Consider the following 20979-nt stretch of genomic DNA (forward strand, 5'->3'; position numbering starts at 1 on the left):
GCCGGAGTCCGGATGAACACCCATAAGCATGCCCGATTGACGTTTCTGAGGCGACTAGAGATGGTCGAGGACATCACCAAGCGTGGCTTGTCCGCCGCCGAATCAGCGGCCGCGCAAGGCGTCAGTGCGGTCACGGCAAGGAAGTGGCTCGGGCGCTACTTGGCCGGCGGCGTCGAAGCACTTGCAGACAAGTCATCGCGACCTTCGAGGTCACCGCGCGCCATCGATCCCAGCGTCGCGCTGGCCATCATCGAGCTACGGCGAAAGCTGTTCACCCAATCGCGTATCGCAACCTATCTTGGCGTATCCAAGGCCACGGTCAGCCGCGTCCTTCGTCGAGCAGGTCTGTCGAGATTCAGCGACCTGGCGCCGGTCGACGCCGTTCAGCGGTACGAGCGTGACGCGCCAGGCGACCTGCTTCACATCGACATCAAGAAGCTGGGCAAGTTCTCGGATGTCGGCCATCGAATCACTGGCGACTACACCAAGCGGACGCGGGGTCTGGGCTACGAATATTTGTTCGTTGCCGTCGACGATCACGCTAGGGTGGCCTTCACTGCCATGCGGCCCGACGAGCGCAAGGACAGCGCTGAGAGCTTCCTGCGAGAGGCAGTTGAGTACTTCGCAAAGCTCGGCGTCTCGGTGCAACGCGTGCTGACCGACAACGGACCGGCCTTCCACTCGTTCGCCTTCAGGGGCGCGTGTCATGAGCTCGGCATCAAGCAGAAGTTCACGCGAGCCTATCGTCCGCAGACCAATGGCAAGGCCGAGCGATTCATCCAGTCAGCTCTTCGTGAATGGGCCTACGGACGGGTCTATGCCACGTCCGAAGTCCGCCGCGCCGCCTTGCCGGCCTGGAATCACTTCTACAACTGGCACCGCCCTCATCACGGAATCGGCTGCCAACCACCGATGTCCCGAATCAAGCGATCACGAAAGAACCTCTTGACTCTTCACATTTAGGGCCTGTTCACACTACCGGAAGGGTTGCGAAGGCCTGCCAAATCGGGCCAATCTAGGCGCAGCGCGCCGCCCGCACTGACGTGCGGGCAAGCGGTGCAACGACGAGTGGCCCGATTTGGCAGGCCTTCCCGAAGGGTTGATGCCCAGAATGGCCGCATGCGGCGTTGCACATCCTCGCCGGGTATCCAACCCGGCTGCGGTGTGCGCCTTGCCTGCGGCCATTCTGGGCACCAACGCAATCCCTTCCGGTAGTGTGAACAGGCCCTTGGCACGCACCAGGCCGCCGGCGCCCAGCTTCACGCCGCCAAAGTAGCGCACCACGGTGGCCAGCACGCCGTCCAGGTCCTGGTGCCGCAGCACCTCCAGCATCGGCCGGCCCGCAGTGCCGCTGGGTTCGCCATCGTCCACCGCGGCGCTCTGGCCGCCGGCCATCAGCGCCCAGCAGACATGGGCCGCGCCCGGGTGCTCCGCCCGCAGGGCGGCCACCACCGCCAGTGCCTCGGCACGGTTGGCCACCGGCTGCACGCAGCCAATGAAACGGCTCTTGCGGATCAACTGCTCGGCCCGTGCAGGCCCGGCCAGCGTGCTGGGCATGGCGCGGTTAACGGGCCGGCCGGTCGGGCGCCGGCACGGTGGGCGCGAACTTCGCCCGCCTGGTGGCGAAGAAGGCCTTCACGTTGCGCACATTGGCGTCCTGGGTGAACAGGCGCTGGCTCAGCGCCAGGTAGCCCGGCATGTCGGGCGCCCAGACGGCCAGCATGAAGTCGGGGCCGGGCGAGACGCGCCAGCACTGCTGCACCGCCGCTTCGGCCACCACGCGGGCTTCGAAGGCGTCCAGGTGCTCGGCGCCCTGGCGGTCCAGGCTGACCTCGCACAGCGCGGTCAGCCCGCGGCCGGCGAAGGCCGGGGCCAGCAGCACGGTGAAGCGCTCGACCACGCCTGCCTCGCGCAGGCGCTTGACGCGCCGCAGCGCGGTGGCCGGTGAGACGTGCGCCGCCTCGGCCAGCGCCTGGTTGGTCAGGCTGGCATCGGCCTGCAGCAGGTCCAGCAGGCGCCAGTCGATCGCATCCAGCTCGATGGAAAATTCCAAGGTGTAATCAAGTTTGAATGAATCTGCCAATTCTGGATGATCGTGATCAAAAATTCCATTCAGATCAACATCTGGCAAACATCTTTCTTCCGGGCCTGACTACGATGCCGCCCAGTCCAACCTCCAGGTGAACCCCCATGTGTGGCATCGTCGGCGCGGTCAGCACGCGCAACATCGTCCCCGTCCTCGTCCAGGGCCTGCAGCGGCTGGAGTACCGCGGCTATGACAGCTGCGGCGTGGCGGTGCACCAGGACGGCGAGCTGCGGCGCAGCCGCTCCACCGCCCGCGTGGCCGAGCTGCAGGCGCAGGTGGACACCGACGGCGTGGCCAGCGGCACCGGCATCGCCCACACCCGGTGGGCCACCCACGGCGCGCCGGCGGTGCACAACGCCCACCCGCACTTCAGCAACGGGCGCATCGCGCTGGTCCACAACGGCATCATCGAGAACCACGACGAGCTGCGCGCCGAATTGCAGGCCAAGGGCTACGTTTTCGAGAGCCAGACCGACACCGAGGTCATCGCCCACCTGGTGCACCAGCTCTACGACGGCGACCTCTTCGAGGCCGTGCAGCAGGCCGTGGCGCGGCTGAAGGGCGCCTACGCGATCGCCGTGTTCAGCCGCGACGAGCCGCACCGCGTGGTGGGCGCGCGCGAGGGCTCGCCGCTGATCCTGGGCGTGGGCACCGGCGCCGACGAGGGCGCCACCTACCTGGCATCGGACGCGATGGCGCTGGCCGGCGTGACCGACCGCATCGTCTATCTGGAAGAGGGCGACGTGGTCGACCTGCAGCTGGGCAAGCACTGGATCGTCACGCGCCAGCCCGGCGGCGGCTTCAAGCCGGTGCAGCGCGAGGTCAAGACCGTGCAGGCCCACAGCGGCGCCGCCGAGCTGGGCCCCTACCGCCACTACATGCAAAAGGAGATCTTCGAGCAGCCGCGCGCGATTGCCGACACGCTGGAGGGCGTGGAGGGCATCACGCCCGAACTGTTCGGCGACAGCGCCTTCCGCGTGTTCCAGGACATCGACCGCGTGCTGATCCTGGCCTGCGGCACCAGCTACTACAGCGGCAGCACCGCCAAGTACTGGCTGGAGAGCATCGCCCGCATCCCCACCAGCGTGGAGATCGCCAGCGAGTACCGCTACCGCGACAGCGTGCCCGACCCGCGCACCCTGGTGGTCACCATCAGCCAGAGCGGCGAGACCGCCGACACCCTGGCCGCGCTGAAGCACGCGCGGTCACTGGGCATGCCGCACACCCTGACCATCTGCAACGTGGCCACCAGCGCCATGGTGCGCGAGTGCGAACTGGCCTACATCACCCGCGCCGGCGTGGAAGTGGGCGTGGCCAGCACCAAGGCCTTCACCACCCAACTGGCCGGCCTGTTCCTGCTGACGCTGGCACTGGCCCAGGTGCGCGGCACCATCACCCCTGCCCAGGAGGCCGAGCACCTCAAGGCCATGCGCCACCTGCCGGTGGCCCTGCAGGCCGTGCTGGCGCTGGAGCCCCAGGTGGTGGCCTGGGCCGAGGCCTTCGCCCGCAAGGAAAACGCGCTCTTCCTGGGCCGCGGCCTGCACTACCCGATCGCGCTGGAAGGCGCGCTCAAGCTCAAGGAAATCAGCTACATCCACGCCGAGGCCTACCCCGCGGGTGAGCTCAAGCACGGCCCGCTGGCCCTGGTCACCGCCGAGATGCCGGTGGTCACCGTGGCCCCGAACGACGCGCTGCTGGAAAAACTCAAGAGCAACCTGCAGGAAGTCCGCGCCCGCGGCGGCGAACTCTTCGTCTTCGCCGACAGCGACACCCGCATCGACAGCGGCGAAGGCCTGCACGTCATCCGCATGCCCGAACATTACGGCGCGCTCAGCCCCATCCTGCATGTGGTGCCGCTGCAGTTGCTGGCGTATCACACGGCGTGCGCGCGGGGGACGGATGTGGACAAGCCCAGGAACCTGGCCAAGTCGGTGACGGTGGAGTGACCGTGGCCGACTGCAGTCGGTCGCCGGGTGTCTCTCGATCGGTGGCTATCGACCCTCAGCAGTCATTGCGCGTTTGTCGAAGTGGACATTCGAGCGAAGGCGGTCGACGCCGAGGTCAGGTCATCCATCGCATCAGCCCGAGGGTCAAGGCGGCGAGGAAGGCCGTTTCGCCGACCATCAGGATGACGGGCCGCAGACCCACGGTCGCGAGCTGCTTGAGCTCGGTCTTCATGCCGATGCCGGCGATCGCGGCGACGAGGAACCAGCGCGAGCACTCGCTGCCCAGGGACTGGATGGACGTGGGAACGAATCCAGTGCTGTTGACCGCCACGATCAGCGCGAAGGCCAGCGCGAAGCCGGGCAGCAGCGGCGGACGCGGCCCCGCTTGCGCGCCGGGCTCGGCCGCAGCCAGGCGCACCCGGGTGACGGCCGACGCCAGCATGATCACCGGCAGCAGCATCGCGACGCGCAGCAGCTTGACGAGCGTGGCGACGTCGCCGGCCTGGCTGGACACGCTGTAGCCCGCGCCGACCACCTGCGCCACGTCGTGGATGGTCGCGCCGAGAAAGATGCCCGCGTGGCGAGCGTCCAGCCCAAGCGATCGCACCAGCATCGGGTAGGCCACCATCACCAGCGTGGACAGCGCCGAGACGCCGATCACGGTGAACAACGTCGCGCGTTCCTTCTGCGGATGCGCCGGCAAGGCCGCTGAGAGCGCCAGCGCGGCCGAGGCGCCGCAGATGGCGGTGGCCCCACCCGTGAGCAGACCGAACAGGCCCTGGAAGCCCATTGCGCGCGCGGCGAGCATCGACAGCCCGATGGTCAGCGCCACGCACAGCAGCACCATCGCCAACGGCCCCCAGCCCAGCGCCAGCACCTGCCCGGCCGTGATGCGCAGGCCCAGCAGGGCCACGCCCGCGCGCAGCAGGCCGCGCGAGCAGAACGCAATACCGGGGCCACACGGGCCTTCGGCAGCCAGGAAGTTCATCGCCAAGCCCAGCAGCAGCGCGAACAGCAGCACCGGCGCACCGTAGTGCTGCCCCAGAAAACCTGCCGCGGCGGCGACCACGGCGCACGCCATCGCGCCGGGGAACAGCGCGCGGAGCTGTGCAGGGCTCGCGGCCCGGGCGAGTGCGTTCAGCATGTCGATCACAGCTCAGGCCGTTGGCAGACGGTGGTCCCTGAACATCTCGCGCAGCTTGTTCTTTTGCATCTTGCCGGTGGCCCCGAGCGGGATCGCATCGACGAAGACCACGTCGTCAGGCGTCCACCACCTGGCGATCTTGCCTTCGTAGAACTGCAGCAGGCCTTCGCGCGTGAGCTCGGCGCCGGCCTTGCGCATGACCACCAGCAGCGGGCGCTCGTCCCATTTCGGGTGGCGCGCGGCGATGCAGGCCGCCATCGCCACCGCGGGGTGGGCCATCGCGATGTTCTCGAGTTCGATTGAGCCAATCCACTCGCCGCCTGACTTGATGACGTCTTTGCTGCGGTCGGTGATTTGCATGAAGCCGTCCGCGTCGATGAGGGCGACGTCGCCCGTGGGGAACCAGCCTTCCCGCAGTGGGTCGCCGCCCTCGCCTTTGAAGTATTGCTGGATGACCCACGGGCCCCTGACCATCAACTCGCCCGAGGTCTTGCCGTCCCAGGCCAGTTCCTCGCCGTCCTCGCCGACGATCTTCATGTCGATGCCGAAGATGCCGCGGCCCTGCTTGGACTGGATCGCCATGCGCGCCTGCGCGTCCAGCCTCTCCTGGTGGCCTTTGAGCACGCCGACCGTGCCCAGCGGGCTCAGTTCCGTCATGCCCCAGGCATGCAGCACCGTCACGCCATAGGTCTCCTGGAAGGTCCGCATCATCGCCGGCGGGCAGGCCGAGCCGCCGATGACGGTGCGTGTCATGGAACCGAAGCGCAGCTGGTTCGCCTGGACGTGGGCCAGCAGCCCTTGCCACACGGTGGGCACGCCTGCCGAGACGGTCACCTGCTCGCTCTCGAACAGCTCGTACAGGCTCTTGCCGTCCAGGTGCGGCCCTGGAAAGACCAGCTTGGCGCCCACCATGCAGGCTGCGTACGGCAGGCCCCAGGCGTTGACGTGGAACATCGGCACCACCGGCAGGATCACGTCGCGCGACGACAGCCCGAGCGAGTCCGGCAGCGCCACCGCGTAGGTGTGCAGAACGGTGGAGCGGTGGCTGTAGAGCGCGCCTTTGGGGTTGCCCGTCGTGCCGCTCGTGTAGCACAGCGAACTGGCGCGGTTCTCGTCGAAGCGCGGCCAGTCGAAGCGGTCACTCGCGGCGTCCAGCAAGTCTTCGTAGCACAGCAAGTGGGCGATCGTGCTGCTTGCTGGCATGTGCGCGCGGTCGGTCATCAGCACGAACTGGCGCACCTGCGGCAGGTGCGGGGCGACAGCCTCGACCAGCGGCAGGAAGGTCAGGTCGAAGAACACCACGCGGTCTTCGGCATGGTTGGCGATCCAGGCCAACTGCTCGGCGTGCAGGCGCGGGTTGAGCGTGTGCAGCACGGCGCCCATGCCGCTGACGGCGTAGTACAGCTCCATGTGGCGGTGGCCGTTCCAGGCCAGCGTGCCCACGCGCTCGCCGTCGGCCACGCCGAGCGCCTTCAGCGCGTTGGCCATGCGGCGCGAGCGGGCCGCCAGCTCGCGGAAGGTCTGGCGGTGCAGGTCGCCCTCCACGCGGCGCGACACCACCTGCTGTTCGCCGTGGTGGCGCTCGGCGTGCACGAGCAGGGAAGAGATCAGCAGCGGCTGCTGCATCATTTGTCCGAGCATGGGATGGGGTCCTTGACGGAGGTTGGTAGGGCGGGGCGGGCGCTCAATGGGCGGGGGCGACGGATGCCGGCGCGGCGTGCAACCGGGTCCCGCGAGCCGCCAGGCCGAAGAACAGGGCTGCAGAGATCGCCAGGACGTCAGTGGCCAGCAGCGACAGCGTCAGGCCGTTGGTCGCCCCGGCAGTGTTCATCCGGTCGCTCACCGCGCCGATGGCGAGGTTGCCGATGGCGATCGCGAACACGTTGATCAGCAGCATCGCGATGCCCGTGACCGTGGATCTCACGCGGTCCGGCGTCAGCCCCTGGATCAAGGCCATCGACGGGCCGTACGTGGCCAGCGGCAGGAAGAAGCCCGCACACATGCCCACGTAGAAGAGCAGGGAGCCCGGCGTGGCGAACCGGTAGGCCAGCATCAGCGGTCCGCACAGGACGATCAGCAGCATGGCGAAGCCGGCGTGGCCGCCCCTCATGTGCCGGTCCAAACGGTCGCTGAGCACGCCGCCGACACCCGCGCCCAGGATGCCGAAGACGATTTGCAGCCCGCCGATCTGGCGCGCGATCGCGGCGGCGTCGAAGCCGCGCTCGCGCACCAGCCAGAGCTGCGAGAACGACAAGCCCGCAAACGCCATGTGCACCAGCACGAAGCCGACGATGGTGTGCACGACCGTCGGGTTGCCTCGCAGCGAGGCCAGTGCCGCATTGATCTGCGGCAGGAAGGCCACTCCGCGGCGGGTCTCGTCGACGTTGTCTCGGCGATCCTTCAGCGCAAGCATCGGCACGCCGATCATCACCCCGACGATGCCCAGCAGGTAGAAGGTGCTCCGCCATCCTTGGGCCGCACCGAGCGTGCCGGCGAGCAGGAAGCTCAGGCCGATACCCAGCGGGATGCCCATGAAGAAGACGCCCACCGCGGTGCCCGCGCGGCGGGCCAGGAACAGCTCCACGAGCAGCGACACCGCGGCCGGCACCAGCGCCGCCTCGCCGGAGGCGACGAGGAAGCGCGCGAGCACCATCTGCTCGAAGCTCTGTGCGGCACCCGAGGCCGCGGTGCAGGCGCTCCAGATCAGGATGCCCGCGGCCATGACCCGGGTGCGGCTGAAACGATCGGCCAGGCTGCCCATGAAGACGGCCATCAGGCCATAGCTCAGCACCCAGACCGCCCCGGCCAGGAAGCCGTACTGCGCGTTGCTGAGCGCCAGGTCCCGCGTGATCTGCGGCGAGAAGCCGAGCAGCATGTTGCGGTCGATGTGGGCGATGACGTGGATGGCCAGCAGGGCGATCAGCACGCCGTTGGGCTTGTCTTTCCAGCGCATGACGGACTCCTGGGGTCGTGGGGCGGTGCCGGGCGGCATCGCATGGTGCGCTGCCGCCCGTCGGTGTCTGAACGGGGACGGTGAAGGGGCCTGGCGGCCCGCCCTCGTCAGTCGGGCTTGAAGCCGATGGCCTTCAACATCGCGGCCTGGCGGTCCGACGCGGCGCGCAGCGAGGCGACCAGCTCATCAGGCGTGGCGCCGGATCCCAGGCCCCAGCCCATCGTCGAGACGAAGGTCTCGCGCACCTTGGGATCCTGCAGGATCTTGAGGGTCTCGTCGCGCATCCTCTGCTGGATGTTGGCAGGCACGCCGGCGGCGGCCCACAAGCCAGCCCATGCCGTCTCGGTGAGTTCCTTGTAGCCCAGCTCCGCGAACGTGGGCACGTCGGGGAACGACACCAGGCGCTGCGGCGCCGTGGTGGCCAGCACCTTCAGCTTGCCCGCCTTCGCGAACGGCTGCACGTTGCTCGACGCGTCGAACATGGCTTGCACCTGCCCGCCCATCAGGTCCTGCAGCGCAGGCGGCGAGCCCTTGTATGGCACGTGCAACATGTCCAGACCGGCCAATTTGTTGAGCTCCAGGCCCAGCGTGTGCGACACCGTGCCCGCGCTGTAGGACGCGAAGTTGACCTTGCCCTTGTTCGCCTTGGCATAGGCAATGAAGCCTGCCAGATCGTTACCGGGCACCTGCAGATGCGTGGTCAGGACCAGACCGTAGGTGGCGAGCTGGACCAGCGGACGGAAGCTGGTCATCGGGTCGAACGGCATCTTCACCGCATGCGGGATCTCGGACGCGAACCCGTTGATCATGACCATGAAGGTCGAGCCGTCGCGCGGCGACTTGAGCACCTCGGCGGCCCCGATGATGCCCGCGGCGCCGGGCCTGTTCTCGACGATGACCTGTTGGCCCAGCGCCGGCGACAGGCGCTCGGACAGGATGCGCGCTACCTGGTCCAGGCCGCTGCCGGCCGGCGACGGGACGATCAGGCGGATGGTCTTTTCGGGCCAGGTCTGAGCGGCGGCGGCTGGCGCGAGGAGGCCCAGCGTCGAGCCGATCGCGGTGGCGAAAGCCGCGCGGTGGAACATGCGACGGCCGAGGTGATGGAACTGCTTCATGGTCTTGTCTCCTTGATGGCGGGGGGCCTGCGACCCGGACCGTTGCCGGGCCGTCGAGGCCGTTCCTCTGTCCTTGTCTACGTCCTATCGAGCCCAGCGCGATGGTGTGTAGCGGCCCGTCACAGCAGCGTTGATCAGCTCGGGAAGGCTCGCGAAGATCAGGCTGTGGCCGAGGCCTCCGAAGATCTTGATCTGCTTGAAGCTGCTTGTGGCCACGGTGAAGTTGCTGCCCCAGTCCTTGCTGAGCATGTTCATGCCGGCGCAGGTCTGGTGATAAATCTTGCCGCCTGCGTCCTCGATGATCTTGGCTTCGCCGTAGTGCTTGGCCATGTTGTACGACGGCGTGTCGGTCTGCGCCCACATCATCACGTCGGGGTGAACCTTTTTGCCCTCGATCGCACGCGCGATCATCCGGATTTCCTCGTAGGTCAGGTGCGGGCAGCCCATGTGCACGATGTCGACCTTGTCGGTCTTGGCGGTGCGCAGGTGCTCGTAGACCGCACGGACGTCGGCCAGCGTGATGGGGATGCGCTCGACATTGGCCGGCACCGCACCGCCGAAGGCCTGCTCCAGCGTGTCGGATCCCGGCGTGATGCCGATGAGGTGGAGCATGGGGTCGTTCATGCCGGGCGACGCGCAGGCCGTCAGGGCCTTGGCTGCGGAGGTCGTGAGCCGGTCCGGCATGTTGGTCACAGCCGGGATGCCGCGGTTGTTGACCTTCATCGCGATGGCTCCGCCGAGCGCCGCCCAGTCGGCCGGGTCGTCCACGATGTGTTGCTTGATCTCGTCGGCCAGATCGAAGATCACCTTCGGGCGCCGGTTCTCTTCCAGCAGCATGCCGTATTTCGGCAGCACGCCGGCATAGGCGGCGTACATGCCGGTGACCGCGTTCTCGCGGTTGGTCTTCACGCCCATGATGGTGTTCAGGTAGGCGGCGCAGCTCGATTCGCACGAGGCCGCGTATTCGCCGCGCTTCGGGCTAACGGTGTTGAACTGCGGCGTGCACGAGTGCGTGGGCACCCAGCCCGCGTCCTTCATCGCCTCGTAGCCGCGCACCGACGCTTCGTGCACGATCTTCGGCAGCTTGTAGTACTTGTTGTTCCAAGGCGTGCCGGGTTCGTCGAAACGGTCGAGCTGGTGCAGGAACGGGTCGGTCGAGCACGTCACGCGCGGGTCGTCGGTCACCTTGGCGCCCATCTCGAACAGCGGCTCGAGCTGCAGGCCCTGGCCCCACTCGAACTGCTGGTACTCCGGCGTGTCGCGCGGCAGGTCTTTGACGCAGCCGATGTAGTGCACGAAGGTCAGCGGCACCATCTCCTCGGCGCCCACCGCACGGCCGAAGTCGACCAGCTTCTCCATCGCGAAGCGCTTGCCCTTGCCGTGCTTGCCTTCGAGCATTTCCTGTTCGTAGGTATTGAGTCTCATGATCGTCTCCTTGAGGTTCAGGCGTTCGCCGCGCGATGACGCGTGACGGTCACGGTGGCGGGCTTGCCGACTTCGTCGGCGACGATCTCGACCCAGTCGCCGGACTGGATGACTTCCAGCGGATCCGCATTCAGGCCGTCGATGGCGGGGATGTCGCTGGCGATGGCACCTGCGATGTCGATGTAGTGCACGTCGCGGCAGATCAGCGCCTTTGGTCCGGTGTGCGCTTCCTTGACCTTGAACAGCAGGCCGAACGATCCCGAGGTCGACCCGGTCACCGTCGGGTAGACGACGATCTTGTCCTTGACGCTCTGGCCGTTGAGCTTGTTGCCGAAGGCGCGGATCGTGCCGTCGTTGACAACGGAGCAAGGCGCCCAGCTGAGGTTCATGTCGCAGACCAGGGCTTCGCCCGCGGTCCGGCCCTTGGAACGGGCAGTTCCGGTGTACGTGTGTTTCTGTTCCATTGTCTCGTCTCCTTGTCGCGAGTCGTCGGTGCTGGGGCGGCCGGCGCGTGCTGGCTCTGGCGGTCGGCGGGCCGCTCGAAGCGGCAACCACCGAAGGCCGCATTGAAGACGCTGGGAGCTCCGTTCACATGTAGGATTGCGACAAGTAGTTGAAAAACAGTGACAACTGATGACCCAACTAACCCGCAGTGCCGGCTTGTCCGGGTTCTCGGATCTGGTCAGCGGCTACGGGCTGGACCCGGTCGAACTGGCAGCGCAGGCGCGCCTGCCCGCCCAGGCACTGACGCAGCCGGACCTGCTCGTGGCGGCCAGCAGCGTGGCCACCTTGCTGGATCTCGCCGCGGCCCGCACCGGCGTCGAGGACTTCGGCCTGCGACTGGCCGACAAGCGGCGCATGTCCAACATGGGCCCGATGGCGCTGCTCGCGAGCATGCAGCCGTCCTTGCGCCAGATGCTGGCCGTGGTCTGTCACTACCAGTCGCTGAACATCGGCCCGTTGTCGCTCTTGGTTGAGGAAGAGGGCGACGTCGCCGTCCTCCGCGGCAACATCGACCTCGCGGACCGCGTGGGCTCGCGGCAGGTCAGCGAGCTCATCTTCGGCGGTCTGTGCCGCTACATCCAGGCCGTGATGCAGACGGGCTGGCGGCCGCGTTCGGTGATGTTCCGCCACCTGCCGCCGCGAGGCCCGACCATGCATCGCGACCTGTTCCGCTGCTCTCCTGCCTTCCGGGCAGACTTCGATGGCCTCGTGCTGGCGCGTTCCGACCTGGACGTGGCCTTCGACGCGCCCGACCCCGTGCTGCTGAGCTACCTGCAGGACCACATCGACCAGTTGATCCGCGGTCGGGCACGCTCGATCAGCGAGGAAGTCGGTGAAGTCATCGTGGCTTTGCTGCCCACCGGACAGTGCAACGCCGACGCGGTAGCGGCGCATCTGGGCATGACGCGGCGCACGCTTCATCGGCGCCTGGCCGACGCGTCGACGAGCTTCCGCCAGTTGATGGAGGACAAGCGCCTGATCCTCGTCACGACCTACCTCGGTGGCCATCGCAAGCACAGTGAGATCGCTGAACTCGTCGGACTGAATTCGGCCAGCGGGCTGTCCCACTGGATGCGTCGGCACTCGGTGACGCCGCCGCCGCGCACCCGCCGCCGTTTGCGTTGACGTCGAGTCATCTGAGGAGATCGGGATATCCCGAGTGTGTCCCGAAAATGCACTCGCATGTCCCGGGTTTGCATCTCCTGGAACGCGAGCGCCGAAGAATCTCCCCTGCCGATCGGACATGCGGCGCACGCATCGGCACCGCGGCGGACCCTGCCCAACGACGCAGGGCCCGCCCGCAGGTTTCCGGCACCCGCTCACCCCAAGGACAACCGCCATGCATTTCCTCGACGACTCGCTGTTTCCCGAGAATCAGCAACCCCTGGTGATCCAGGTCGCTCCGTACGGCCCCGAATTCCTGCCCGGCGACTCCGACGACATCCCGGTGTCCATGGACGCGCAGATCCAAAAGGCCGTCGACTGCTACAACGCTGGCGCCACAGTGCTGCACGTGCACGTGCGCGAGGAAGACGGCAAAGGCAGCAAGCGGCTGTCGAAGTTCAACGAGATGCTGGCCCGGTTGCGCGAAGCCGTGCCGAAGATGCTGCTGCAGGTGGGCGGCTCGATCTCCTTCGCGCCCGAGGGCGAAGGCGCCGGGGCCCAGTGGCTGAACGACGACACGCGGCACATGCTGGCCGAGCTCACGCCGAAGCCCGATCAGGTCACGATCGCGATCAACACCAACCAGATGAACGTCTGCGAACTGATGAGCGCCGACGACGTGGCCGGCACCTCGCTGGCGCTGCCGGCCTACCAGGCGGCCTACAGCGAGATGACCATCCCGTCTGGCCCGGCCTTCGTCACCGAACACCTCAGGCGCCTGCAGGCCAAAGGCATCCAGCCGCACTTCATGCTCGGCGACGTCGGCCAGCTCGAGACCGTGGAGCGCCTGATTCGCCGTGGCCACTACCACGGCCCGCTGGTGCTCAACCACGTGATGATCGGGGGCGGCATGGACGGCCCCAACCCCACCAACATGCTGGAGTTCATTCGCCGCGTGCCGACCGGCGCCGTGCTGACCATCGAGGGCATCATGCGCACCGTGCTTCCGCTGAACGCCATGGCCATTGCGATGGGCCTGCATGTGCGCGTTGGCATCGAGGACAACCTGTGGGGCCGCAAGGGTGAACGCATCACCAGCGTCCAGCAGGTCGAGCAGATGGTTCGCATCGCGCGCGAGCTGTATCGCGAGGTGGCCACCGGCGAACAGGCGCGAGAGATCTACCAGATCGGCACGCAGTACCGCAGCACGGACGAGACACTGGCCAGGCTCGGCTACTCGCCCAATCGCCAGCCCGGCGAACGTGGTGCACCGATGCTTCGAGCCGCATGAGCGCCGCTCGACTGGCCAGCCGCGTGGCCCTGATCACCGGGGCCGGCCGCGGCCTCGGCGGGACGATCGCACGCGCCTATGCCCGCGAGGGTGCTCGCCTCGTGCTCTGCGACCTCGACACCGAGGCGCTCGACGAGACCCGCGCTGCCGTCACGGCGCTCGGTGCCGAGTGCCTGGCCCTGCGCTGCGACGTCTCGGACCGCGCCGCGGTCGATGCGATGTTCGAGCAGGCCGGCAACCGATTCGGCACCGTCGACATCCTCGTGAACAACGCTGCCCGCGTGCCGGGCTCGCCCGAGGAGGCCGAGCGCCGCAACAGGCATTACGCCTACGCCACCACGCCAGTGCCGCGCCGGTCGCTGGGCATCGTCGCGTCGCTCAGCGACGACGACTGGCTCAAGTGGTGGGGCGTCAACATGCATGGCGTGTTCTGGTGCACGCGCGCGGCATTGCGCTTCATGGAGCCGCAGCGCTCGGGCCAGATCATCAACGTGGCCTCGGTGTCCGCGCTGGGTGCTGCCAGCGTGCACAGCCCGGGCTACTCGGCCAGCAAGGCCGGCGTGATCAGCCTGACCCGGACAACGGCCTACGACGTCGCCGGCGCCAACATCTTCGTCAACGCGATCGCCTGTGGTGGCGTGATGACGCCGCCCTTCGAGGCCTACCTCGCCGCCGCCACCGAGGCCCAGCGCAACAGCCTGTTCCAGATGGTCCCGGCGGGGCGCCTCGGCGCGCCCGAGGAATACGCCAACGTCGCGGTCTTCCTTGCGGCCGGTGGGCACTATCTGGTCGGGCAGGTCATCAGCCCGAACGGCGGCATGGTGATCTGATGCCCGCCCCGATCCCGTTGATCGCACTCAGCGCGCTGCCGGTCGGCCGAGGCCTGCGGGTCTGCCGCGACGGGCTGGACCTGGCGGTCTTCAGGGTCGGTGATTCCGCGTACGCCGTCGACGACTCCTGCCCCCATGCCGGCGCCTCGCTCGCCAATGGCAGGCTGAGTGGGACGCGTGTGCGCTGCCCGGTGCATGGGCTGACGTTCGAGCTCGATCCGGCATGCCCTCCGGGCCCACCCATGCTGCAAGCCAGGAAGCATGCCGTTCGAGTCATCGACGGCGTGGTGATGCTGGAGCTGCCCGATGCTGTGCAGGATGTTGGCGCCGACGTGGAACGCCAGCTGCGATAGACGGCCGCGACTCGAGTCGCCAGTTCCCGGGTTTCGTCGGACCAATTCCGAACGATCGATCTTCCAGCACACGCTTCACAGAGACGCCCGCATGACTGTTGTCGGGCAGTGAGCCGGAGGACCGCCCTGGCCGGTAGCAGGCGATGAGCGACCCAGCATCGACCGACTGCAACCGCTGCCAAGTGGCCCTGCATAGGACATGAGAGTCGACACGTCGGCGCCCTTCTTGGGCCTGGTGGTGCCTCAATCTGCGAGCAGTCCGACTTCGACGAGCCGTACTTGTTGGAGTCACGGGGGTGAGCTCAGGGCCGACGGCGCAGCGACCGCTGCACGGCGCCGCCCCGTCCACCGCAGCGGCAGGAGATCGCCGCGCAGACGCCTCAACGCCCCACCCGTCGCCCGCGCTCCCAGGCCTGCAGCCGCTGGCGCCAGGCCTGCAGCGCCTTCTCGGGGTGGGCGTCGGCAATCGCCGCCAGGCGCTCCAGCAGGGCCTGCTGTTCGGCATCGGGGTGTGACGGGAAGGTGGGCTCCACCGTGACCAGGTAGTCGCCGCGCTCGGCGCTGCCGCGCGCCAGCGGCAGGCCCTGGCCGGGCAGGCGGTAGACCAGGCGGCCGCGGCGCAGGCGCATCTGTTGCAGGCCGGTGGGGGCAGGCACCTCGATCCATTGCTGGGCCAGCCAGGCAAAGCCGTCCACCGGCAGCTGGCAGCGCAGCGTGCCGTCGTCGCTCCACTGGAACAGCGGGTGCGGTGCCAGCTCGATGCGCAGCTCCAGCCGGCCGTCGAAGCCGCCGCGGTGCCGTCCGCCGCCGTCGGCCATCAGCATGTCGCCCTGGCGCAAGCCGGCGGGCAGGCGCACGCTGCAGCGGTAGCGCCAGGTCTGCTGGCCGGCGCCGTCGCAGGTGGGGCAGCTGGTCTGCCGCTGGCCGCTGCCCTGGCAATCCTCGCAGGCCTTGTCGGTGGCCGGCCAGGTCAGCCACCAGTCCTGGCGCTGCCGGCCACTGCCGCGGCAGCTGGGGCAGGGCTGCGGCTCACCCAGCACGCCGCGGCCGTCGCAGGGCAGGCAGGGGTCGACCAGGCGGCCGCGCAGGTCGCGCGTGGCGCCTTGCACGGCCTCTTCGATGGACAGGCGCACGCGGCGGCGCACCACGCGGCCCTCGGTGGCCGCAGGTTCAGTCGCAGGGGCCTCGTCGGCATCGTCCACCGGCGCCAGTGTGGCCAGGCGGATGCGCTCGTAGGCGCCGTTGATGCGCTGGATCAGTGCCGCGGCCTCGGCCGACGCATTGCGGTCCGGGTGCCAGCGCGACACCATCCGCCGCCAGGCCTGCTTGACCTCAGCGTCGGTGGCGCCGGGCGCCAGGCCCAGTTCGACGTAGGCGTCGTCGATGCTCACGTTTCATCCCCCCTGCAGCAACAGCGGGCATTGTCGCTGCTGCGTCAGGGAGTCGGCGGGCGCTGTGGGGGCCGTGGTGTCGGCGCCGCTGGCGGCGATTTGCCACCCGCGTGTGCTGCGGTGGGGATTCTTCGAGCGCCGGCCGCCGATGCGGGCGGCGTCCCACGCTATCGGCCCAGCCTGATCACCAGGGCCACCTGAGCAGAGACCACAAGCGCGTGCCTGTACTGCGACCGTGACGGCGAGGCCCTGCGCGCAGCGCATCAGCCCCGACCCCTCCCGGCCCTACAACTGCCGCGCCAGCGCCTTGCAGTCGTCGTAGGTGCGATCGGGCGTGCCGCCCCAGAAGCGGCGCACGTAGCTGCCGTTGAGCAACCGCAGCTGTTCCTGCAGGGCGTCGCGGTCCTGGGCCATGCAGGCGAAGTAGGCGTAGGCGTTGCGGTGGTCGACGTGCGGGTGGCGTGACAGACGGTCCTCGAAGCCGGCTTTCATGGACGGCCACGAGGCACGGGTGGCGCTGAACAGCCGCTGCTTCACCTCCCGGTCGCTGAGCTCGCTGTAGAGCCGCGCGTACATCTCCAGGCCGCGGGTGTCGCGCGTCGCCTGTGCCGCCCGGGCAATGAAGCGTTCGATGATGTCGACGCTGCCGCCCCAGCGGGGCAGCATGGTCGTGAGCATCTCGACGTAGAGCTCGTCATGGTCGGGGTTCCTGGCGATGCCGTTGTCGAAGATCGGCATCAGGCGCGCGTGGCCCAGACCCAGGCCGCGGCCGACCTGGATCACCATCAGGTTCCACGAACTGTCCTGGGCCAGCAGGGTTTCGTGGCGCTGCAGTTGCTCGAAGGACCGTTTCAGCAGGGTCTCGAAGCGCGGCAGCGCCGTGCTCGAGACGGTCTCGTAGGTGCCGGTGCCGCGCACATACCACGCGTGCTGCCGCAGAACCTGCGCGTGCAGCAGCTGCGCCATCGCGGATTGGGGGTGGGCCTGGGCCCACTGCTGGGTCAGCAGGTCAAGCTGGGTGAAGTAGCCCTCGCTGACAGGCAGGTCGTCGTCGCTGATCGACTCGACGCCGCGCCAGAACTGCGTGACCAGCTCGGTCCCGGTCTGTGGTGCGCGCGCGCCTGGTCGGGCGGCGCTGGCGTACAGACGCTCCAGCGCGGCGAAGTCGCCGAAGCGCAGCGCCTCGCGCGCCTGGTCCCGCACCGAAGCCGCCGGTGCGGTGGGCTGGGCGTGGCTCAGTGCAGCGAGGCTCAGCAGGCCCGAGGCCAGCAGGGCGCGCAGGCAGCGCAGGCCGTCAACGTGCACCACGTTCATCTCCCTCGAGTTTCCAGACGAACTCCAGACGCACCTCCTGCTCTGGCTGGGCGCTGAAGCGGCGCTCGCGCATCTTCGCCAGTGCGGCGCCGTCGAGCAGCGCTTCGAAGGCCAGCGGCCGGTGGCCGCGGATGCCCGGCACGCTGATGTAGCGTGCCACCACCTCGGCGCGCTGCACCTGGCCTTGCGCGTCCACCCGGGCACGCACGGTGGTGCTGCCCTGCACGCCGAAGTGGCGCGCGGCGCGCGGGTAGCTGCTGTCGCCGCTGGTGTCGGCCTTCACCTGCTCAGGCAGCAGTTCCTCGACATCCGGCAGCAGCGAGTAGCGGAACACTTGCAGCGCCTTGGCGCGGTCGGTGCCGGGGGTGGCCAGCTGGGTCTGCAGCCACCACTGGCTGATCGCGCAGCGTTCCCGGCGGTCCGGCGCGTCGGGCCGCCGATCTCGTGCAAACACCATGCGGGCCAGGAAGGGCGTCATGGGCGCGGCCGTGACCGGCAGGCCCTCGCGCAGCTGTGCGGCGGCCTGCGCCCCGGCCAGCATGTCGGCATCGGCCGGGCGTGGGGGCAGGCCCGACCGCGTCGTGCCCCAGCGCGCCAGCAGGGCCTGTTCGGCGGCGAGCAACGCGGGCCGCACCTCCTCCGGCGCGGCCTGGACGATGGCAATGCGGCGCGCATAGAACAGCGGCTCATGGGTCTGGCAGGCGGTGGGCGCGAGCGCGGCCTGCAACCAGGCCTCGTCATGCGCCGGGCCGGTGCTCTCGACGAAGCCGATCAGCAGTTCGTTGACCGAGCGCAGAAGCAGCGCCTGGGTCAGCGCCGACCCGCGCAGCGCCGGATCCCGTTGGGCCGCGCGCTCCTCGGCGATCCAGGTGGGCACCATCGTCCTCAGGCGGCGAGACAGCGCCTGGGTCGATTCGCTCACGCTGGCACGCAGCGCCGGGTCCAGCGCCATGCTGCCGGGCAACAGCATCTCGCGCTCGGTCCACTCCACGATGTGCTGGACCACGTCGGCGTCATACTCGGCCATCAGCGCCTGGGCCGTGGGGGCCTTGCTGGTGGCGCCGGGGGCCGTGTTGGTCGCCGTGTTGGTCGCCGCCAGGGCGCCGGTGGCACTCGCCGCCACCACGCCACTCAGCAGGAGCCATCGCCCGTGAGTGATCACCCGCCGCATCGCTGCCCTCCCAGGCCGTTGAGCTCGTTGGTCTGCGAGCCATCATAGCGGCGGGCGGCCCGGGGCGCGCCCGGGCCCCCGTCCACGCCGCTCAGCCTTCGTTCTGCGACAGCCGCCCATTCGCCGCCAGCCGCACCCGCCGCACGTTGGCCGGCTGGTTGATGCGCCAGGGGCAGCGCCGCGCCTGCAGCAGGCGGTCGCGGCCCAGGCGCTTGATGCTGACGCGGTCGTCCTGGTTGCCGCCCAGCACGTGGAAGGCGCTGTCGTCCTCGCCCACGTAGACGCCCACGTGGCCCTGGAAGCCGTTGCGCGCGCCGCGCCAGAAGACCAGCACGTCGCCCAGCATCGGGGTGTCGGCCGGGTTGCCCCATGCCTGCCAGTTGCGGGCCAGCAGCGCGTTGCCGCGGGGCGCGTTGTCCCAGCCGGCCTGGCCGGCCACATAGGCCATGGCCAGGCCGCACCAGGCGGTGGCGTCGTCGCGGTACACGCGGTCCAGGCCGATGCTGCGGGCCCAGTCCAGGATCGTGGGGTTGGAGCCGGGGCCCAGGTCTTCGGCGGTGCCGAAGATCTTCAGGAACTCCTTGAGCAGGCGCGGGCCGGGTTCGGCGTCGAGCCAGGCGTAGGCGGCGGGAAGCGGCGTCGGCATGGGGTCTCCTTCGGCGTGCGCGGGCATCGGCCCGCCGAACGAGGATAGCCAGCCGCCTGCACCGCCTCAAGCGGCCCACGGACCCCCAACGGCTGCGATCGTGGGGGGCGGTGCAGCGCCGCGTCCGCGTGCGGGCACAGCCGCTCAGAGCAGCAGGAAGGCCGCGGCGGCCACGACCGTGGGCACCAGCGCGCCCAGCAGCAGCCCGCCGGCGCCGATCGACTCGTCGGCAAAGCCGCGCCGCAGCAGCGCCACGCCGGCCGGGTTGGGCGCGTTGGCGATCACGGTGAGGCCGCCGCCGGCCACCGCACCGGCCACCAGCATGTACTTCGATTCGTCGCTGATGCCCTGGATCAGCGAGCCCAGGTAGGTCAGCGCGGCGTTGTCGGTCACCGCGGTCAGGCCCAGCGCGCCGAAGAACAGCGCCAGCGGCTCCAGCCCCGCGACGATGGGTTGCAGCCACCAGCGCTGCAGCCCGCCCAGCACCACCAGGCCGGCCAGGAAGAAGCCCACCAGCAGCGCCTCCTTCAGGATCAGCGGGTCCTGGTGCCGGCTGTAGGCCTGCGTGAAGCCCAGGAACAGCAGGAACAGCGCCAGGAAGGCCACCGGGTGGTGGGCCAGCATCACCACACCGGCCAGCAAGACCAGGTGCACCGCCACCACCGCCCACGGCACCGCGGCGCTGCCGGCGGCCTCGGCCGCGTTCAGCGGCGCCTGCAGGTGCCGGCGCAGCATCAGCGTGGCCAGCGAGGCGTTGACCAGCACCGCCAGCGCCGCCTTCCAGCCGAAGGTGGCCAGCATGAAGGCGCTGTCCCACTGCCAGGTGCCGGCCACCATCAGCACCGGCGGCGCCGCGTAGGACGTGAGCGTGCCACCGATCGACACGTTCACGAACAGCGCCCCCAGCGCCACGTACTTGGCGCGCTCGGGCACCTCGGGGCGGAACACCAGGCGCGCCAGCAGCAGCGCGGCCAGCGTCATTGCCGCCGGCTCGGTGATCAGCGAGCCCAGCAGCGGCACCGCGGCCAGGCCCAGCCAGGCGGTGGCCAGCGGTGCGGGCATCGGCAGCCAGCGCGCCAGCGTGTCCACCACGCGCAGCACGGTCTGCATCACCGGGCGCGAGGCGGCCACCACCATCACCACGAAGACGAACAGCGGCTCGGTGTAGTTGCGCGATTCGGCGTAGTCCAGTGCGCTGCTGCCGCCCGTCACCAGCGCCATCACCAGCACCAGCACGATGGCCCAGAAACCGAACACCACCTCCACCTCGCCCAGCAGGTGCAGCAGGCCGGCGTGGCGCGGGTAGCGGTGGGCCAGGCGCTCGAACAGCTTGGCCGAGAAGGTGTGCAGAACAGCGACGCCGAAGAGGACGGCGGCGATCAGGTCGATCGTGGGCGTGGTCATGGTGGGCAAGGACGTGCCAGGGCCGCGTGGCGGCCCGACCAGCGCGTGAACCTGCAGCGGCGCCTGATGCGGCCGTGCACCCGGCGCGCAGTGTAGCGCCCCCGGGTGCGGCCTCCCGGGCGCTGCCGCCGCAGCCCCAGCCGTCCCTCGGGTTGACACCCGCTGCGGTTCCCTTGCCCGCGTGACAGGTCTGTCAAGCGTCTGACACGGCCAGGACATCGTGGCTTGCGAAGCTGCGCCGTCCCTGGCCCGGCGCAACGTCGGCGAGGTGTGCTGCGACGGGCACCCAGGGACATCCGATC

General features: G+C 69.0%; 19 protein-coding genes. 6 read left to right on the forward strand and 13 right to left on the reverse strand.

The features are described 5' to 3' along the window. Positions 1-12 precede the first annotated feature (12 nt). On the forward strand, positions 13-963 hold the full coding sequence (locus KAK03_RS02370; RefSeq protein ID WP_210851563.1) for an IS481 family transposase: 951 nt from the start codon (positions 13-15) through the stop codon (positions 961-963). A 12-nt stretch (positions 964-975) separates the two neighbouring features. Here the strand turns inward: KAK03_RS02370 and KAK03_RS24800 are convergent, their stop codons facing one another. Together KAK03_RS24800 and KAK03_RS02380 are read right to left on the reverse strand one after the other, a co-directional pair. Continuing rightward, on the reverse strand, positions 976-1557 hold the full coding sequence (locus tag KAK03_RS24800; protein ID WP_247660868.1) for an IMPACT family protein: 582 nt from the start codon (positions 1555-1557) through the stop codon (positions 976-978). 7 nt (positions 1558-1564) lie between these two features. Next, positions 1565-2053: an Lrp/AsnC family transcriptional regulator gene (locus KAK03_RS02380; RefSeq protein WP_210851564.1), complete on the reverse strand. Its 489-nt coding sequence runs from the start codon at positions 2051-2053 to the stop codon at positions 1565-1567. 137 nt (positions 2054-2190) lie between these two features. On the opposite strand from KAK03_RS02380, the gene glmS reads away from it, so the two are divergent. Further along, positions 2191-4032 carry a glutamine--fructose-6-phosphate transaminase (isomerizing) gene (glmS, locus tag KAK03_RS02385; RefSeq protein WP_210851565.1) on the forward strand — a complete coding sequence of 614 codons (1842 nt, stop codon included), beginning with the start codon at positions 2191-2193 and terminating at the stop codon, positions 4030-4032. Between the two features lie 115 nt (positions 4033-4147). On the opposite strand, the gene KAK03_RS02390 is transcribed toward glmS, so the two are convergent. The 6 genes from KAK03_RS02390 to KAK03_RS02415 all read right to left on the reverse strand — a co-directional run bounded on the left by KAK03_RS02390 (position 4148) and on the right by KAK03_RS02415 (position 11133). Continuing rightward, positions 4148-5176, reverse strand: coding sequence for a YeiH family protein (locus KAK03_RS02390; protein WP_210851566.1), 1029 nt, complete (start codon positions 5174-5176; stop codon positions 4148-4150). 12 nt (positions 5177-5188) lie between these two features. Continuing rightward, on the reverse strand, positions 5189-6817 hold the full coding sequence (locus tag KAK03_RS02395) for a 3-(methylthio)propionyl-CoA ligase (RefSeq protein WP_210851567.1): 1629 nt from the start codon (positions 6815-6817) through the stop codon (positions 5189-5191). Between the two features lie 43 nt (positions 6818-6860). Then, the gene (locus KAK03_RS02400; protein WP_210851568.1) at positions 6861-8129 is read right to left on the reverse strand and encodes an MFS transporter; all 1269 of its coding nucleotides are present in this window, start codon (positions 8127-8129) and stop codon (positions 6861-6863) included. 107 nt (positions 8130-8236) lie between these two features. Further along, positions 8237-9244 carry a Bug family tripartite tricarboxylate transporter substrate binding protein gene (locus tag KAK03_RS02405; RefSeq protein WP_210851569.1) on the reverse strand — a complete coding sequence of 336 codons (1008 nt, stop codon included), beginning with the start codon at positions 9242-9244 and terminating at the stop codon, positions 8237-8239. A gap of 84 nt (positions 9245-9328) precedes the next feature. Next, positions 9329-10669, reverse strand: coding sequence for an aconitase X catalytic domain-containing protein (locus KAK03_RS02410; protein ID WP_256441141.1), 1341 nt, complete (start codon positions 10667-10669; stop codon positions 9329-9331). Between the two features lie 17 nt (positions 10670-10686). Next, complete coding sequence (locus tag KAK03_RS02415) at positions 10687-11133, reverse strand: aconitase X swivel domain-containing protein (RefSeq protein WP_210851571.1); 447 nt, start codon at positions 11131-11133, stop codon at positions 10687-10689. A gap of 169 nt (positions 11134-11302) precedes the next feature. Here KAK03_RS02415 and KAK03_RS02420 point away from each other — a divergent pair, with 169 nt between their 5' ends. From KAK03_RS02420 to KAK03_RS02435, 4 genes are all read left to right on the forward strand, one after another. Beyond that, complete coding sequence (locus tag KAK03_RS02420) at positions 11303-12298, forward strand: AraC family transcriptional regulator (protein WP_210851572.1); 996 nt, start codon at positions 11303-11305, stop codon at positions 12296-12298. 214 nt (positions 12299-12512) lie between these two features. Further along, on the forward strand, positions 12513-13568 hold the full coding sequence (locus KAK03_RS02425; protein WP_210851573.1) for a beta-keto acid cleavage family enzyme: 1056 nt from the start codon (positions 12513-12515) through the stop codon (positions 13566-13568). Positions 13569-13591: 23 nt separating this feature from the next. Continuing rightward, the gene (locus KAK03_RS02430; protein WP_310738445.1) at positions 13592-14398 is read left to right on the forward strand and encodes an SDR family NAD(P)-dependent oxidoreductase; all 807 of its coding nucleotides are present in this window, start codon (positions 13592-13594) and stop codon (positions 14396-14398) included. Beyond that, positions 14398-14751, forward strand: a complete 354-nt coding sequence (locus KAK03_RS02435; protein ID WP_210851575.1) for a Rieske (2Fe-2S) protein — start codon at positions 14398-14400, stop codon at positions 14749-14751. The genes KAK03_RS02430 and KAK03_RS02435 overlap by 1 nt, the downstream gene beginning before the upstream one ends. Positions 14752-15131: 380 nt before the next feature. On the opposite strand, the gene KAK03_RS02440 is transcribed toward KAK03_RS02435, so the two are convergent. The 5 genes from KAK03_RS02440 to KAK03_RS02460 all read right to left on the reverse strand — a co-directional run bounded on the left by KAK03_RS02440 (position 15132) and on the right by KAK03_RS02460 (position 20677). Then, complete coding sequence (locus KAK03_RS02440; RefSeq protein WP_210851576.1) at positions 15132-16142, reverse strand: DnaJ C-terminal domain-containing protein; 1011 nt, start codon at positions 16140-16142, stop codon at positions 15132-15134. A 285-nt stretch (positions 16143-16427) separates the two neighbouring features. Further along, positions 16428-17456, reverse strand: a complete 1029-nt coding sequence (locus KAK03_RS02445) for a DUF4034 domain-containing protein (protein WP_210851577.1) — start codon at positions 17454-17456, stop codon at positions 16428-16430. Then, entirely contained in the window at positions 17437-18579 is a 1143-nt protein-coding gene (locus tag KAK03_RS02450; protein ID WP_210851578.1) for an energy transducer TonB, read from the reverse strand. Before KAK03_RS02450 ends, KAK03_RS02445 begins: the two co-directional genes overlap by 20 nt. 139 nt (positions 18580-18718) lie before the next feature. Further along, positions 18719-19273 carry a TIGR02594 family protein gene (locus KAK03_RS02455; protein WP_210803558.1) on the reverse strand — a complete coding sequence of 185 codons (555 nt, stop codon included), beginning with the start codon at positions 19271-19273 and terminating at the stop codon, positions 18719-18721. A gap of 144 nt (positions 19274-19417) precedes the next feature. Next, positions 19418-20677, reverse strand: coding sequence for a putative Na+/H+ antiporter (locus tag KAK03_RS02460; RefSeq protein ID WP_210851579.1), 1260 nt, complete (start codon positions 20675-20677; stop codon positions 19418-19420). Positions 20678-20979 lie beyond the last annotated feature (302 nt).

The organism is Ideonella alba (assembly GCF_018069845.1).
GTDB lineage: Bacteria > Pseudomonadota > Gammaproteobacteria > Burkholderiales > Burkholderiaceae_C > Ideonella > Ideonella alba.